Annotated in this window: 13 protein-coding genes and 1 riboswitch; of the genes, 4 read left to right on the top strand and 9 right to left on the bottom strand. The window is 53.2% G+C overall.

What is annotated here, in order from left to right; genetic code table 11:
• Nucleotides 1–213 precede the first annotated feature (213 nt).
• Both murI and btuB read right to left on the bottom strand, forming a co-directional pair.
• Nucleotides 214–1,077, bottom strand: a complete 864-nt coding sequence (gene murI / locus ACQKDS_RS15570; RefSeq protein ID WP_399672224.1) for a glutamate racemase — start codon at nt 1,075–1,077, stop codon at nt 214–216.
• Nucleotides 1,022–2,869, bottom strand: coding sequence for a TonB-dependent vitamin B12 receptor BtuB (gene btuB / locus ACQKDS_RS15565; RefSeq protein WP_399672226.1), 1,848 nt, complete (start codon nt 2,867–2,869; stop codon nt 1,022–1,024). Before btuB ends, murI begins: the two co-directional genes overlap by 56 nt.
• Before the next feature lie 72 nt (nt 2,870–2,941).
• Nucleotides 2,942–3,155: riboswitch (cobalamin riboswitch) on the bottom strand.
• 119 nt (nt 3,156–3,274) lie between these two features.
• Between btuB and trmA the strand changes: the two genes are divergently transcribed.
• Nucleotides 3,275–4,378 carry a tRNA (uridine(54)-C5)-methyltransferase TrmA gene (gene trmA, locus ACQKDS_RS15560; RefSeq protein WP_399672227.1) on the top strand — a complete coding sequence of 368 codons (1,104 nt, stop codon included), beginning with the start codon at nt 3,275–3,277 and terminating at the stop codon, nt 4,376–4,378.
• Between the two features lie 62 nt (nt 4,379–4,440).
• Here the strand turns inward: trmA and ACQKDS_RS15555 are convergent, their stop codons facing one another.
• Nucleotides 4,441–4,809 (bottom strand): YijD family membrane protein, encoded by a 369-nt coding sequence (locus tag ACQKDS_RS15555; RefSeq protein WP_399672229.1) that lies wholly within the window; start codon nt 4,807–4,809, stop codon nt 4,441–4,443.
• 14 nt (nt 4,810–4,823) lie between these two features.
• Nucleotides 4,824–5,456 carry an HTH-type transcriptional repressor FabR gene (fabR, locus tag ACQKDS_RS15550; protein WP_399672382.1) on the bottom strand — a complete coding sequence of 211 codons (633 nt, stop codon included), beginning with the start codon at nt 5,454–5,456 and terminating at the stop codon, nt 4,824–4,826.
• Nucleotides 5,457–5,673: 217 nt separating this feature from the next.
• On the opposite strand from fabR, the gene sthA reads away from it, so the two are divergent.
• Complete coding sequence (gene sthA / locus ACQKDS_RS15545) at nt 5,674–7,071, top strand: Si-specific NAD(P)(+) transhydrogenase (protein WP_399672231.1); 1,398 nt, start codon at nt 5,674–5,676, stop codon at nt 7,069–7,071.
• On the opposite strand, the gene oxyR is transcribed toward sthA, so the two are convergent.
• Entirely contained in the window at nt 7,054–7,971 is a 918-nt protein-coding gene (gene oxyR, locus ACQKDS_RS15540) for a DNA-binding transcriptional regulator OxyR (RefSeq protein ID WP_399672233.1), read from the bottom strand. The two genes, sthA and oxyR, sit on opposite strands and share 18 nt — an antisense overlap.
• A 150-nt stretch (nt 7,972–8,121) precedes the next feature.
• Between oxyR and ACQKDS_RS15535 the strand changes: the two genes are divergently transcribed.
• Entirely contained in the window at nt 8,122–8,853 is a 732-nt protein-coding gene (locus ACQKDS_RS15535; protein ID WP_399672235.1) for a glutathione peroxidase, read from the top strand.
• 84 nt (nt 8,854–8,937) lie between these two features.
• Nucleotides 8,938–10,386: a dihydrolipoyl dehydrogenase gene (locus ACQKDS_RS15530; protein ID WP_399672237.1), complete on the top strand. Its 1,449-nt coding sequence runs from the start codon at nt 8,938–8,940 to the stop codon at nt 10,384–10,386.
• Between the two features lie 58 nt (nt 10,387–10,444).
• Here the strand turns inward: ACQKDS_RS15530 and argH are convergent, their stop codons facing one another.
• The 4 genes from argH to argC form a co-directional block, all read right to left on the bottom strand.
• Entirely contained in the window at nt 10,445–11,818 is a 1,374-nt protein-coding gene (gene argH, locus ACQKDS_RS15525; RefSeq protein ID WP_399672239.1) for an argininosuccinate lyase, read from the bottom strand.
• Nucleotides 11,819–11,905: 87 nt separating this feature from the next.
• Nucleotides 11,906–13,120 (bottom strand): argininosuccinate synthase, encoded by a 1,215-nt coding sequence (locus ACQKDS_RS15520; protein WP_399672241.1) that lies wholly within the window; start codon nt 13,118–13,120, stop codon nt 11,906–11,908.
• A 27-nt stretch (nt 13,121–13,147) separates the two neighbouring features.
• Nucleotides 13,148–13,921 (bottom strand): acetylglutamate kinase, encoded by a 774-nt coding sequence (gene argB / locus ACQKDS_RS15515; protein ID WP_399672243.1) that lies wholly within the window; start codon nt 13,919–13,921, stop codon nt 13,148–13,150.
• 20 nt (nt 13,922–13,941) lie between these two features.
• Nucleotides 13,942–14,946 carry an N-acetyl-gamma-glutamyl-phosphate reductase gene (argC, locus tag ACQKDS_RS15510; protein ID WP_399672245.1) on the bottom strand — a complete coding sequence of 335 codons (1,005 nt, stop codon included), beginning with the start codon at nt 14,944–14,946 and terminating at the stop codon, nt 13,942–13,944.
• Nucleotides 14,947–14,961: the final 15 nt, after the last annotated feature.

Raw genomic sequence — 14,961 nt, 5'->3', positions numbered from 1 at the left:
CAGCACCGGAGATAAAACTCATCGGTGCGGGCTGCGTATACTACGCTTTTCGCCCTGGGAGTCAAGCGTTTATTTCGCTTTCTTCCCGCTAACCCGGCGACTTGTCAGTCGTTGTTCCCGGTCAGTGGAGGCGCATTATAGGGAGTTCTCAGAACGTCGCAACCCCTAATTTCAAAAAAGTTTTCAACCGTTGAACATTTAACCAAAACGTCGTTAAAGCGGTAGTTTTTTCAACGATTTGAAGCCATAGCCCTGCAAAACGGGCAATAAAGCATCAGTATCGTTATTCAACGCCATACAATAAGCCATATTCTCTTCTTGTGATGACACCACATTTTCTTGTGAGGAAATCAACCAGGCCGCTCGACGAGCAATTGCTGCCCCTGAATCTACCAAACGAGTGCCTTCCGGTAACACCTGCATTAACTCTGGCGACAATAAAGGGAAGTGGGTGCAACCCAACACGACGGTATCGGGCGGTTCGCGCATGCTCAACCAAGGCTGTAGGATTTTCTTCAATACCGGTAACGGCACATCTGCACCGTGCAGTTTCGCTTCAGCCAGTTCTACCAGCTCGGAAGAACCCAACAGCTCGATTTTGCAGTCCGTGGCGAAACGGGCGATCAACTCATGCGTATAAGCACGCTGAACGGTACCGCGCGTGGCGAGTAAACCGACAACACCATTTGCGGTCAATCTGGCGGCGGGCTTGATGGCTGGCACCACGCCCACAACCGGGAAGCTGAAGCGTTCGCGCAGGGCGGGTAACGAGACGGTGCTGGCCGTGTTGCAGGCAATAATGACAATCGCCAGAGGGTGACGTTGTTGCACGGCGCCGACAATGTCCAGTACGCGTTCAACGATGAACTCTTCAGATTTCTCGCCGTAGGGAAACGCCACGTTATCGAAGGCGTAAATATAGTGGAGGTTCGGCAACAGTTGCCGAACCTCTTGATACACTGAAAGCCCACCAACGCCCGAATCAAAAACCAATACCGTCGGGCGAGGAGTTGCAGTGCAATTAGAAGGTATAGCTTCCGGTGAGATAGTATTCTCTTCTTGGAGTAGCATAGCCATATGCCGTCTCGTAATCTTTATCAAACAGGTTGGCAATTCTACCACGAACTGTCAGATGTGACGTGACCGGATATGAAACAGCAAGATCCCACAGGCTAACGCCCCCCAATTTGACGCTTTGCTCCGGGTAGGTACTGTAGTCTTTATCATAGCGCTGGCCTAAGTACTGATAAGTGACCGCCCAATCGAAGTGGTACCACTGCCAGTCCAGCTCATATTTTACCTGCTGCTTGGCACGGCGCAGTAGCACCTCATTGGTTTTAGCATTACGCGGGTCGACATAGTCATAGCCCAGTTGGTGCGTCAGCGGGCCCGTTTCAAACGACGCCGTTGCTTCAATACCTTTAATCGTCGCTTTACCAACGTTGTAATAAACGTAATTCGTCCCAGCGGTAGCATCGATCAGGTTATCAATATCATTACGGTAACCAGAAATGCGCCAGGTTACCGGCCCGGTCAATCCCTCAAAGCCCCCTTCCCACTGTTTACTTTCTTCCGGTTTGAGATCGGCATTATTGCCGTATTTACCATAGAGCTGGCTCATATTTGGCGCTTTGAATGCCGTGCCATAGGATGCGATGAAGCGATAACCGTCAACAAACTCCCAGGCAGCGCTAGTCTGCCAAGTTCCATGCCGCCCAAACTCTGAGTGCGAGTCACCGCGAACCGCCCCTTCCAACGTCACGGGGCCAAACAACTGCTGAGCGGTCAAATAGATGCCGGTATTATGTTGACGCTTCTCACCATTGACGCTGGTTGAGTCCGGTTTAATTTTTTGCTGCTGCCAGTCAATTCCAGAGCTGACGGTTCCCCGCCCGATTTGCAGGCTGTTTCCCCATTGCACATTGTACTGTTCAGAATCGACCAAGCTTGCCGAACCGTCATGCATGCCTTTACGCGGATCGTAATCATAATCTTTGCTGTGGCTGTAACTACCAACCAACTGCGTCGCATAAATGCCATCCTGATAGCGCAAACCACTATCCCACGTTTGACTATACAATTTACGGGTATCAACGCCGGAAAAACTGTCATACCCCGTACGGTTGTCATACCCGTAACCACGCACAAACCCACTGATCGCATCATTGAACTGATGGTCAACTGCACCGTAAAGCGATTTACTCATAAAGCCATCGCGATCCTGCTGCGGCACACTGCTACCGTAAGCGACGACATCATAACCTTTGGTGTACGTATAGTTGCCCGCCAACGTGCCAACGGTACGATCGCCCAGTGACTGTTGCGTCGCTGCGTCATAGGCTTGATAACCCTTCGAGCCCACCCCGGCAGACAACGTTGTGCCATTCTTTTCACGGGTGGTAATAATGTTAACGACTCCGCCAATGGCGTCAGAACCATACACGGCCGAACGTGGCCCGCGAATATATTCGACTTTCTGCACCAGTGAAATCGGGATCTGGCTGAGATCAGAAGAACCACTGACGCCGGCCTGATTCAGACGGATACCGTCAATCAGTACCAACACATGGCTGGAGTTGGTGCCGCGGATAAACAGCGAGCTTTTTTGCCCCAATCCGCCATTCTGACCAACATCGACACCGGGTAAGCGGCGCATAACGTCAGTCAGACTTTTCGCCTGCCAGCGATCGATCTCCTCCTTGGTCACCACCGAAGTCGGAGCCAATACGGAAGAAACCGGTTGTTGAAATCGGTTGGCGGTAACCAGCAGATTATCACTCTTATTCGATGCAGTGTGGTCTTGCGCCCAACCAGAAAAAGCCGTGACGGAGGAAACCACCGCCAACAACGTATTTTTTATCATTGTCATTATAAAGAAGCATCCAAACTTAATTGGCGGATGCCGCAGGTTCATAGGCTGGTAATTCGCGACAGCCATGAATAATGCGACGTAATACCGGCAGGTCTTCGGGCTTGGGATTTGCCGATTGCAGAACACAACCGAACACCGGGCGACGACTTCCCATCCAGCAGTGGACAGTGTCTGCATTCTTACGCTATCGCCGTGACTTCCCCATACCGCTGCGCGTCAGCTCCGGATTCACACCGGATTCCCTTTTCACTCGCTGCTTGAGGCCGGACAACAATGCTACGATCAATGAAAATAGATGTCTAGACTTCCAATAATGTAACAAATAATAAGGCTGACAAAACTGGACTTCACTGACCAATTCCCTACAATCCCCGCAGATCCAATTTGACTGACGAGAAGACCATGACGCCCGAGAATTTACCCATTGAACGTTACGACGAACAACTGGCGGAGAAAACCCATCGCCTGAAAACCATGATGTCGCCGTTCGGGGCGCCAGAGCCGGAAGTGTACCGCTCGCCAGTTAGCCACTATCGTATGCGCGCTGAATTTCGTATTTGGCATGATGGTGACGAGATGTACCACATCATGTTCGATCAGCAGACCAAACAACGTATCCGCGTTGACCGTTTCCCTGCGGCCAGCGAACTGATTAACCGTTTAATGCCCGTGTTGATCGCCACCGTCAAGTCAGAACCGATTCTGCGTCATAAACTGTTCCAGATAGATTATCTCTCAACGCAAAGCGGCAAAATCATTGCCTCACTGCTGTACCATCGCAAACTGGACGAAGAGTGGCGGCAACATGCAGTGAAACTACGCGATGATTTGCGCGCACAGGGATTCGATCTGCAACTGATTGGTCGCGCCTCAAAGATGAAAATCACGTTGGATCACGATTACATTGACGAAGTGCTGACGGTCGCCGGGCGCGAGATAATTTACCGCCAGGTAGAAAACAGTTTCACCCAGCCTAATGCGGCGATGAACATCCACATGCTGGAATGGGCGCTGGATGTCACGCAGCATGCCAAAGGCGATCTGCTTGAGCTGTACTGCGGCAACGGTAACTTTTCGCTGGCATTGGCACGCAACTTTGAGCGCGTACTGGCCACGGAAATTGCCAAACCGTCGGTGGCCGCCGCGCAGTACAATATCGCAGCTAACCATATCGATAACGTGCAAATCATCCGTATGGCGGCGGAAGAATTTACTCAAGCGATGAACGGCGTGCGCAGCTTCAATCGGCTGCAAGGCATCGATTTAACCGGCTACAACTGTGAAACGATTTTTGTCGATCCACCGCGTAGCGGTCTGGATGAAGAAACGGTGAAGATGGTGCAGGCCTATCCGCGCATTCTGTACATTTCTTGTAACCCGGAAACGCTGTGCGCCAACCTGACCACATTACAGGCGACACATCGGGTCACGCGTCTGGCGCTGTTCGATCAATTCCCCTACACCCATCATATGGAATGCGGCGTCTTGCTCGAAAGACACGGCTGACTTTCGCCGATACGGCCAATCAAGAATCAAATCAGCCCGGGCTTAGCCCCGGGCTGATTCATTTATGGCTGCGGATTATTATCCAGCGCCTTACGCGCTTTCAGCTTAATGCCAATCCACAACACTAATGCCACGCAGAGAATCGATGGCAGGAAGTTTGAGCCAATTTGCGGATACTCCGCGCGCACAATGGCGCTATACAGCAACAGGCCGAGCATGAAGCACGCCGCTGCCAGCCGCGGTATACCGTCCGGCATCGCCCGGTTCAGGTAACGCTGGTGCAGACAATACGCCGCCAGCACTAACGCAATCAGGGGAAAGATCGAAAACGGTACTATTGCGCTGAACAGCGCAGTAAAAGAACCATTGATCGAAAGGCCGGCAATAAACGCCAGCAGTAAGGTGCCATTCTCACGGCCTAGTTTTTCCATCACTTTCTACCTTTTTATACAGGGGACACAGATGATTTTTCTTGCTCGCGGCGATACCAGTAGTAAGCCCCTTTGGAGATCATCCGCAATTGCAACACTAACCGTTCCTCCAGTTGGCGTCGCTGTTCGATATCGACATCCAGCGCTTCCGCACCCGCGCTGAACACGATGGTCACCATCGCTTCAGCCTGCGCTTCGGTAAAGCTACGCGGCATGTGATTTTCCAGTTCGAGGTAATCTGCCAGTTCAGCGATAAAATGTTGTATCTCACGCGCCACTGCCGCACGAAAGGCCGACGATGTGCCGGATCGTTCGCGCAACAGGAGCCGGAATGCATTCGGGTTGTTGCCAATGAACTCCATAAACGTCGACACAGAAGTGCGGATCACGCTGCCGCCCTTGGCGATACGCTGACGCGCCTGACGCATCAACTGCCGCAGCATCAGACCGCTCTCATCGACCATGGTCAATCCCAGTTCATCCACGTCGCGGAAGTGACGATAAAACGAGGTGGGCGCGATGCCCGCCTCGCGTGAAACCTCTCGCAAGCTCAGACTGGCAAAACTACGCTCGGCGCTCAGTTGGCTAAAGGCCGCTTCGATCAGGGAACGACGCGTCCGTTCTTTTTGTTGTGCTCTGACGCCCATATGCATATCCAGATAAGATCCATCCACTCAGTCTAACGCCCTAAAGGTGGCAATATAGCAAATTTTATTGCAACAGCATTTATACAAACGCGCCCAGTCACAGTTCCAGCCTGCAATGATTGCGCTTTGCCTCAAAAAGCCTAATGGTTATTGGGCGTACAGCGCTATGATGTTAATATACCGTTGTAATTTTGTATAAGAATAGGTCTAACCTCACATGCAACAGCACTATCAATTTGATGCCATTGTTATTGGCTCGGGCCCTGGTGGTGAAGGTGCCGCTATGGGGCTGGTTAAACAAGGTGCCCGCGTCGCCGTTATCGAACGTTTTAATAATGTTGGTGGCGGTTGTACCCACTGGGGGACTATCCCGTCTAAAGCCCTCCGCCACGCCGTTAGCCGCATTATCGAATTTAACCAGAACCCGCTCTACAATAACTCCCGCACGCTTAGCGCCACGTTCCCTGACATTCTCCGCCACGCCGACAACGTGATTAACCAACAAACCCGCATGCGCCAAGGCTTCTACGAGCGCAACCAATGCAAATTGTTTGCTGGCGATGCGCGTTTTATTGACGCAAACACCGTTAGCGTGACTTATCAAGACGGCACACAAGACACCATCCGTGCCGATCACATCATCATCGCCTGCGGGTCACGGCCTTATCATCCGACCAACGTCGATTTTACCCATTCGCGTATTTACGACAGTGATTCTATTCTCGAATTGAGCCACGAACCCCGTCACGTCATTATTTACGGTGCGGGGGTGATTGGTTGCGAATATGCATCGATCTTCCGGGGCTTGAACGTCAAAGTAGATTTAATCAATACCCGCGATCGCCTACTGGCGTTCCTCGATCAAGAAATATCAGATTCGCTGTCTTACCACTTCTGGAACAACGGCGTGGTAACGCGTCACAATGAAGAGTTCGAGAAGATAGAAGGCACCGAAGACGGGGTTATCGTCCACCTGAAATCCGGTAAAAAAGTAAAAGCAGATTGCCTGCTGTACGCCAACGGCCGCACCGGCAACACCGATGCGCTGGGGCTGGAAAATATCGGGCTAACATCAGACAGCCGTGGCCTGTTGAAAGTCAACAGCATGTACCAGACAGCATTGGCCCATATCTATGCCGTTGGCGACGTGATTGGCTACCCGAGCCTGGCTTCCGCCGCCTACGATCAGGGGCGTATTGCCGCGCAGGCGATTGCCTCCGGTGAAGCCAAAGCGCATTTGATCGAGGACATCCCGACCGGGATTTACACCATTCCAGAAATCAGCTCCGTCGGCAAAACGGAGCAGGAACTGACGGCGATGAAAGTGCCGTATGAAGTGGGTCGAGCCCAGTTTAAACATTTGGCACGGGCGCAGATCGCTGGCATGAACGTCGGCAGCCTGAAGATCCTGTTCCATCGTGAGACGCTGGAGATCCTCGGGATTCACTGCTTTGGCGAACGGGCGGCAGAGATTATCCATATCGGCCAGGCGATCATGGAACAAAAAAATGGAGGTAATACGCTCGAGTACTTCGTTAATACTACCTTCAACTATCCGACCATGGCCGAGGCCTACCGGGTGGCTGCGCTAAATGGCTTAAACCGCCTGTTTTAACGAGGGATCCATATAAGCCTGCATGTGCTCACGTATCGCCTCGGCTAACTGCTCATAACGGCTACGCAATGGGGAACCGGGGCGATACACCAGAGCAATGGTGCGCTTCGGTTCCGGTTTATAGCACTCAAGATAACAGACACCGTCACGTTCACGCTCTTTCGGTACCGCAAGCGAAGGCAGCAGCGTTATGCCGCTACCGGCAGCGACCATATTACGCAGCGTTTCAAGGCTGGTAGCACGAAAATGGGTATCTTCGTCGGCACCCGCTTGGAAACAAAAGCCCATCGCCTGATCGCGCAGACAGTGGCCATCCTCCAGCATCAGAAGTTTCTCACCGGCTAAATCCGCCATCGCCACGCGCTCACGCTGCGCCCAAGGGTGATCGGCATAGACCGCCAGCTTCATCGGTTCATCAAACAAGGGCACTTCGATAAACGCCTCGGTTTCTTTCACTAACGCCAGAATGGCGCAGTCCAGTTTACCGCTGTCGAGCTGCGCCAGCAGTTGCTGGGTTTGTGCTTCATGCAGATACATTTCCAATTTCGGAAACGTTTTATGCAGCGTAGGGATAATCTGCGGCAGCAGATACGGCCCAACGGTCGGGATCAAACCGATATGTAACGGCCCCGACATGGCTTCACCCTGTTGGCTGGCCATCTCTTTCAGCACTTTGACTTCCCGTAGGACAGTACGCGCCTGCTCCACCAGCAATAATCCCGCCTGGGTGAACAACACTTTGCGGCTGGTACGCTCAAGCAGCATCACACCGAGTTCATCTTCCAGCTTGCGGATCTGCCCACTGAGTGTGGGTTGGCTAACATGGCAAGAATCGGCAGCGCGCCGGAAGTGGCGGTGCTCGGCCAAGGCGACCAGATACTCTAAATCACGAATATTCATTGTTTCCCTCCAGGCTACGATAGCTCGTAGCGATAGATAAGATAGCAATGAGCGATTAGATCTATCAACCCCCAGCATGAATAATGTCCATCAACAAAGCGACATAACGTCAGCACCAAAAAATTATTTTCCTAATTAAGGGGTTATTCAATGTTTACCAGTCAAGAAGGCAAAAAAGTCCCTCAGGTTACTTTCCACACGCGTCAGGGCGACCAATGGATTGATGTCACCACGGATGACCTGTTCAAAGACAAAACTATGATTGTGTTTTCTTTGCCGGGCGCATTCACCCCGACCTGCTCTTCAAGCCATTTGCCACGTTATAACGAGCTGTCTAACGTATTCAAACAACACGGCGTCGATGGCATTTTATGTGTTTCCGTCAACGATACGTTCGTTATGAACGCTTGGAAAGCCGACCAACACGCGGAAAACATCACCTTCGTGCCAGACGGCAACGGTGAGTTCACCAAAGGCATGAATATGCTGGTTGAGAAAGCAGATTTGGGCTTTGGCCCACGTTCATGGCGTTATTCCATGCTGGTTCGCAATGGTGTGGTTGAAAAAATGTTCGTTGAACCCAACAAGCCAGGCGACCCGTTTGAAGTCTCTGACGCCGACACCATGCTGAAATACCTGGCACCTGAATTCAAAGTGCAGGAATCCGTCTCCGTATTCACCAAGCCGGGTTGCCCATTCTGTGCCAAAGCCAAACAAATGCTACAAGAGCGCGGTATCCAATATGAAGAAATCGTATTGGGTAAAGATGCCACCACCGTTAGCCTACGCGCCGTTAGCGGCCGTGCCACCGTTCCACAGGTGTTCATCGGCGGTCGTCATATTGGTGGCAGCGATGATTTGGAAACGTTCTTGTCAGCCTGATTAATTAGTAAAAACAAATCCAACATGACCTTTTGGCGGGCTCAGTAAAACGACCCGCCTTTTTTATCCTACCGGAGTGTAGTTATGAAACAACTGAACGTAGACGTCGCGGTGATCGGTGGCGGTACCGCCGGGCTGGGCGCATATCGCGCAGCTAAACTGTCTACCCCGAATGTGGTGATGATTGAAGGCGGCGTGTACGGCACCACCTGTGCCCGCGTGGGCTGCATGCCCTCCAAATTATTGATCGCCGCAGCGGAAGCGGTACATCAAATCGAACGCGCGCCAGGGTTCGGTATACATCCAACCGCTAAGCCAACCATTAATGGCCGTGAGGTGATGAATCGGGTTAAACGCGAACGCGATCGTTTCGTCGGCTTCGTGCTGGAGGGCGTCGAGGCCATTCCTGCTGCCGACAAAATCCAGGGTTATGCCCGCTTTATCGATGACAACACCTTGCTGGTCGACGACCATACTCGCATCACTGCGCAGCGCATCGTTATCGCCACCGGCTCACGCCCTAGCTGGCCTGCCGCGTGGAACGATCTGGGTGACCGACTGATCATCAACGATGACGTGTTTGATTGGGACGACCTGCCACAATCGGTCGCGGTGTTCGGGCCTGGCGTCATTGGTTTAGAATTGGGCCAGGCACTACATCGGCTCGGGGTTGAAACGAAAGTCTTCGGCGTCGGTGGTGCCGTTGGGCCACTGACCGACAGCACCGTTCGTCACTATGCTAGCCGTACGCTGGGTGATGAGTTTTATCTCGATCCCGACGTGAAAGTCGACATGATGCAGCGCGAAGGCGACAAAGTGTTTATTCGCTATCAAGGCTTGGACGGAAAACCACAGGAAACTTTGGTGGATTACGTACTCGCCGCGACCGGCCGTCGCCCCAATGTGGATCGACTTGGCCTAGAGAACACCCAGTTAGTGCTCGATGCGAAAGGCGTGCCACAGGCCGATCGCCTAACGATGCAGACCAGCGTGCCGCATATTTTCATTGCTGGCGACGCCAGTAACCAGTTGCCGCTTCTGCATGAAGCCAGCGATCAGGCGCGCATTGCCGGTAGCAACGCCGGCAGCTACCCAGAAATCAACCCGGGCCTACGGCGCAGCGCGATTTCAGTGGTGTTTTCCGATCCGCAAATCGCGATGGTCGGTTCCACCTTCCGCGAGTTGAGCCAGAAATTCGGTGCCTGTGGTTGCTTTGAGGTCGGCGAGGTCTCGTTTGAAAATCAAGGGCGCTCTCGCGTGATGCTGCGCAACAAAGGCATTTTGCATGTGTATGGCGAGCAGGGTACTGGCCGCTTCCTCGGCGCGGAGATGATCGGACCAGACGTTGAACACATCGCGCACCTGTTGGCCTGGGCTCATCAGCAACACATGACCATCAATCAGATGTTAGCTATGCCGTTTTATCACCCGGTAATCGAAGAAGGGTTGCGCACGGCACTGCGCGATCTGCAAGCCAAGCTGAAACTCAGCGAAGCGGAGGCGGAACGCTGCCAACGTTGCCCGGGGGAATAACCATCGACAACGGCGCAGTATCCTACTGCGCCGCTGCGTTTTCCTACTTGATGCTGGATTACGCCAGACGCTGTTTGGCGTCGGCAATCGCGCTGGCAACCTGCTGTGGAGCCACACCGCCTTTGGCCGCACGTTTGTCCAGACAAGATTGCAACGCGAGAATTGGGTAAACATCGTCACCAATGATCTCACTGAACTTGCGCAAATCATCCAGTGGTAAAGCTTCTAATGCTTTACCCTGACGGATGGCTTCTACCACCGCTTCGCCGACAATATGGTGGGCTTCACGAAACGGCACGCCTTTAGCCACCAAGTAATCGGCCAGCTCAGTCGCGTTGGCATAACCTTGTTCCGCCGCTTCTTGGCAACGTGGGCGTTTCACCTGGATACCGTCCAACACCAACGCGGCCATTTGCAGGCAATCCATCCAGGTATCGAGCGCATCAAATAGCCCTTCTTTGTCTTCCTGCATATCTTTGTTGTAGGCCAACGGCAAGCCTTTCAGCGTCATCATCATGCCGGTCAATGCGCCCTGCACACGGCCGCACTTGCCACGAATCAGCTCTAACGCGTCCGGGTTTTTCTTCTGTGGCATCAGTGAAGAACCCGACGTCACGCGGTCTGAAAGTTCGACAAACGCCGCCTCGCCGCTGTTGAAGAAGATCAGGTCTTCGGCAAAGCGCGACAGATGCACCATGCTAATCGCGGCAGTAGACAGCAGCTCCAACACATGATCGCGATCGGACACGCTGTCTAAACTGTTACGGGTTGCCGAAGCGAAACCCAGCCATCCGGCAAGCTGTTCACGGTCGATCGGATAGGCCGTACCGGCCAGCGCCCCGCTGCCTAATGGGCTGACATCCAGCCGCTTTAAAGTATCCTGCAAACGGCTTTCATCACGCGCCAGCATCTCGACGTACGCCAAACACCAATGTGCGAAAGTCACCGGTTGTGCACGTTGCAGATGGGTGTAACCCGGCATCACCGCATCCTGATTAGCCTCGGCGGTTTCCACCAGCGCTTGCTGCAATTGCACAATGGCCTGTAGCAGCTCACTGACCTGCTGTTTGCACCATAGCTTCAGGTCAGTGGCAACCTGATCGTTACGGCTACGCCCGGTATGCAGCTTCTTACCCAGATCGCCGACTTTCTCGATCAGCTTCTGCTCCACCCAACTGTGAATATCTTCCGCATCGCTCTGTACAATCGCCAAGGGATCGGCCTGCACTTCTTCCAGCAAGACATTTAATGCTGCTTCTAACCGCTGTTGTTCTTGCGCCGTCAAGACATTGACGGTCACCAGCGCTTTTGACCAAGCCACGGAGCCAACGATATCTTGCTGTGCCAGACGATAGTCGAAACGCAGTGAGTCATTTAATTGTTTGAACCGCTGATCCGCCGCCTGACTGAACCGTCCGCCCCAAAGTGCCATAATCTGCTCCTGAATTTTTTTATGCTTGTTGCTCAGAACATCAGGGGCGCAACATGCGGCGCCCCTCAAAAGTCACAACCGGTAAATTTATTTCTTTTCGTTCAACGCACGAATGCGTGAAGACAGCGAGAACAGGCGGATAAAGCCGCCTGCATGGCTGTGATCGTAAACTTCATCTTCGCCGAAGGTAGCGAATTCTTCTGAATACATGCTGTTCGCCGATTTCTTCTGAATCGCCGTCACTTGGCCTTTATACAGTTGCAGCACGACTTCGCCATTGACGTCTTCTGCCAACGCTTCGGCAGAAGCCTGAATGGAACGACGCAGCGGCGCAAACCAGCGACCATCGTAAACCACATAGGACATTTCCAAGCCCAGCTGTTCACGCCATTTGAAGCTGTCACGGTCCAGAACCAACTGTTCAATGCCACGCAGCGCCGCCACCATAATGGTGCCCCCCGGGGTTTCGTAACAGCCGCGGGATTTGATACCCACCAGACGGTTTTCTACGATATCGATACGGCCAACACCGTGTTTAGCTCCCAGAACGTTGAGCTTATCCAGGCATTGGAATGGCGTCAGCGCTTCACCGTTTACCGCCACTACGCGGCCTTTTTCCACCGTGACACTGACGTGTTCCGGCTGATCCGGCGCATCCTGTGGATCAACGGTCCATACCCAGCAATCTTTGTTCGGCGCGTTCCACGGGCTTTCCAACACGCCGCCTTCCGTGGAGATATGCCAGGCGTTTTCATCACGGCTGTATATCTTTTCCAACGACGCGGTAGTCGGGATATTGCGCTCTTTCAGGTAATCTAGCAGAGCTTCACGGGAACGCAGGTTCCATTCACGCCACGGCGCAACGACTTTCAGCTGCGGCGCTAATGCGGTGTAGGTGGTTTCAAAACGCACCTGATCGTTACCCTTGCCGGTTGCACCATGACACAATGCATCGGCACCCACTTTCAATGCCAATTCAACCTGTGCCTTAGCAATAATGGGCCGCGCCATGGAGGTACCCAGCAGATAACTTCCTTCATACAGCGCCCCGGTTTGCAGCACCGGATAAACATAATCGCTAATGAACTCTTCACGCAGATCGACGACGTGACACTCAGAGGCACCCGATTGCAACGCTTTTTGCTCAACGCCTTCCAGATCGCCACGCTCTTGGCCAATATCGGCGACAAAGGCCACCACTTCACAGCCACCGTAGTTTTCTTTCAGCCAAGGGATAATAGCCGAGGTATCCAGGCCGCCAGAGTAGGCAAGAACGATTTTTTTGATGCCTTGATTTTGCATGGTGATGATTCCTTTTTAATTCTTAATTTAAGCGAGGATCCGGGTGCCAATAGACTCGCCGTTAAACAGAGCCGGAAGTTTTTCTGCATTTCGCCAGCTGGCGATATCGACCGGGCGGCCAAGGGTACGGGCGGCATCCAGCGCCGCATTCACTTTCACCACCATGCCATCGGTGATGATCCCTTGGGCGATCAGCTGTTGTGCTTTTTGCGCCGTCATTTCGGCAATGCGTTGGCCTTTACCGTCGAGAATGCCGCTGACATCCGACAGCAGAATCAAATCAGCACCCAGCGTAGCGGCTAACGCGGTCGCGGCTTGATCGGCATTCACATTCATCAATTGGCCTTCAGCAGTGATGCCGATGGAACTGATCACCGGCAGATAGCCCGCCCCCAGCAGCGTTTGCACCAGCGCGGGGGAGCCCGGCTGCGCATTACCGACGTGGCCTAGCTCAGGATCGAGCTGCGTAACACAAACACTGCCACCGTCCGCTAGGCTCAGGCCAACCGCACTGATTTGGTGTTTTACCGCCCAAGCCAACAGCGTTTTATTGGCCGTCCCCGCCAGCGCGCCAGTGATAATGTCAATTTGGTCGGCCGGCGTGACGCGTAAACCGTTTTTCTTCATCACCGGTAGAGAAAGCTGCTTCATCAACTCATCTACCACACAGCCACCGCCGTGAACAATCACCAGCGGACGCTGATACTGGGCGCGATAGCTATCCAGCGCAGTAAACAAACGTTCCAGCGCTTCTTCACTGTCTAATAAAACGCCACCTAACTTGATAATTAACGGATTCATCGTTGTTTACTCACACAGGCTTAAAGTAATGACTCGGTTTCCGGGAACCCGAAACGAATATTCAGGCACTGCACCGCCTGAGCGGCTGCACCTTTCAGCAGGTTATCTTCCGCCGCGACGGCGATCAGATGCTCGCCCTGAACGGCAAAACCAATATCGCAAAACGGCAAGCCCACCACCGCTTTTAACGCGGGCACTCCGTTGTCGTACAATCGCACCAACGGTTTGCCGTCATAGGCGGCATGATAGGTCGCCGCAACATCCTGCGCGGTCACCCCCGCTTTCAGGCGACAGGTGATAGTCGCCAAAATACCCCGCGGGAAGTTGCCTAAATGCGGCGTGAAAATAACCGGTGCGCCAAGATGCGCGACAATTTCCGGGTGATGCCGATGGTTGAAAATGCCATAGGGTTGCAGGCTGACTTCACAGACGTTGGTATTCACGCTCGCCTTACGCCCGGCACCGCTGACGCCGCTGGTGGCATTAATCACCGGCCACTGCGCCAAGTCCAGCAGTTGCTGATCGATCAGTGGTTTTAACGCCAACTGAGCCGCGGTGGGATAACAGCCCGGCACCGCGATCAACTGCGCCTGCTTGATTTTTTCGCTCTGCCACTCCGCCAAACCGTAGACCGCCTGCTCGAGCCATTCTCCATGCTGATGCTCAAAACCGTAATACTGGCGATAAAACTCGGCATCCTGCACGCGGAATGCACCTGACAGATCAAACACCACACAACCGGCTGCTAAAAACGCGGGCGCGATGTCATGGCTAACTTCGTGAGCGGTCGCGAGAAAGACCACGTCGATGCCTTTAGCCGCTTCGGCGACGTCAACCAGCGGCTGCAACGGCAAATCAACGATGCCTTTCAACTGGGGATGCAGCTCAGAGAGCAATTTTCCTGCATCTACACTTTGCGCTGAAACCGCTAAAGCGGTTATGTTCATATGTGGGTGGCGGTTCAAGTAAGCAGTAAGTTCTGCTCCGGCATAACCGCTGGCACCAACAATCAGCGTATTCAACATGTGGCCTTTTACCTT

It is taken from the genome of Serratia sp. NPDC078593 (assembly GCF_050268245.1).
GTDB lineage: Bacteria > Pseudomonadota > Gammaproteobacteria > Enterobacterales > Enterobacteriaceae > JBNNGK01.
Note: the sequence above shows the minus strand (reverse complement) of the source record. Positions and strands in the feature narration are given on the sequence as shown.

Excerpts from the sequence above, each read along its gene's own strand:
- murI (WP_399672224.1), bottom strand. The coding sequence starts at position 1,077 with ATGGCTATGCTACTCCAAGAAGAGAATACTATCTCACCGGAAGCTATA.
- btuB (WP_399672226.1), bottom strand. The coding sequence starts at position 2,869 with ATGACAATGATAAAAAATACGTTGTTGGCGGTGGTTTCCTCCGTCACG.
- trmA (WP_399672227.1), top strand. The coding sequence starts at position 3,275 with ATGACGCCCGAGAATTTACCCATTGAACGTTACGACGAACAACTGGCG.
- ACQKDS_RS15555 (WP_399672229.1), bottom strand. The coding sequence starts at position 4,809 with ATGGAAAAACTAGGCCGTGAGAATGGCACCTTACTGCTGGCGTTTATT.
- fabR (WP_399672382.1), bottom strand. The coding sequence starts at position 5,456 with ATGGGCGTCAGAGCACAACAAAAAGAACGGACGCGTCGTTCCCTGATC.
- sthA (WP_399672231.1), top strand. The coding sequence starts at position 5,674 with ATGCAACAGCACTATCAATTTGATGCCATTGTTATTGGCTCGGGCCCT.
- oxyR (WP_399672233.1), bottom strand. The coding sequence starts at position 7,971 with ATGAATATTCGTGATTTAGAGTATCTGGTCGCCTTGGCCGAGCACCGC.
- ACQKDS_RS15535 (WP_399672235.1), top strand. The coding sequence starts at position 8,122 with ATGTTTACCAGTCAAGAAGGCAAAAAAGTCCCTCAGGTTACTTTCCAC.
- ACQKDS_RS15530 (WP_399672237.1), top strand. The coding sequence starts at position 8,938 with ATGAAACAACTGAACGTAGACGTCGCGGTGATCGGTGGCGGTACCGCC.
- argH (WP_399672239.1), bottom strand. The coding sequence starts at position 11,818 with ATGGCACTTTGGGGCGGACGGTTCAGTCAGGCGGCGGATCAGCGGTTC.
- ACQKDS_RS15520 (WP_399672241.1), bottom strand. The coding sequence starts at position 13,120 with ATGCAAAATCAAGGCATCAAAAAAATCGTTCTTGCCTACTCTGGCGGC.
- argB (WP_399672243.1), bottom strand. The coding sequence starts at position 13,921 with ATGAATCCGTTAATTATCAAGTTAGGTGGCGTTTTATTAGACAGTGAA.
- argC (WP_399672245.1), bottom strand. The coding sequence starts at position 14,946 with ATGTTGAATACGCTGATTGTTGGTGCCAGCGGTTATGCCGGAGCAGAA.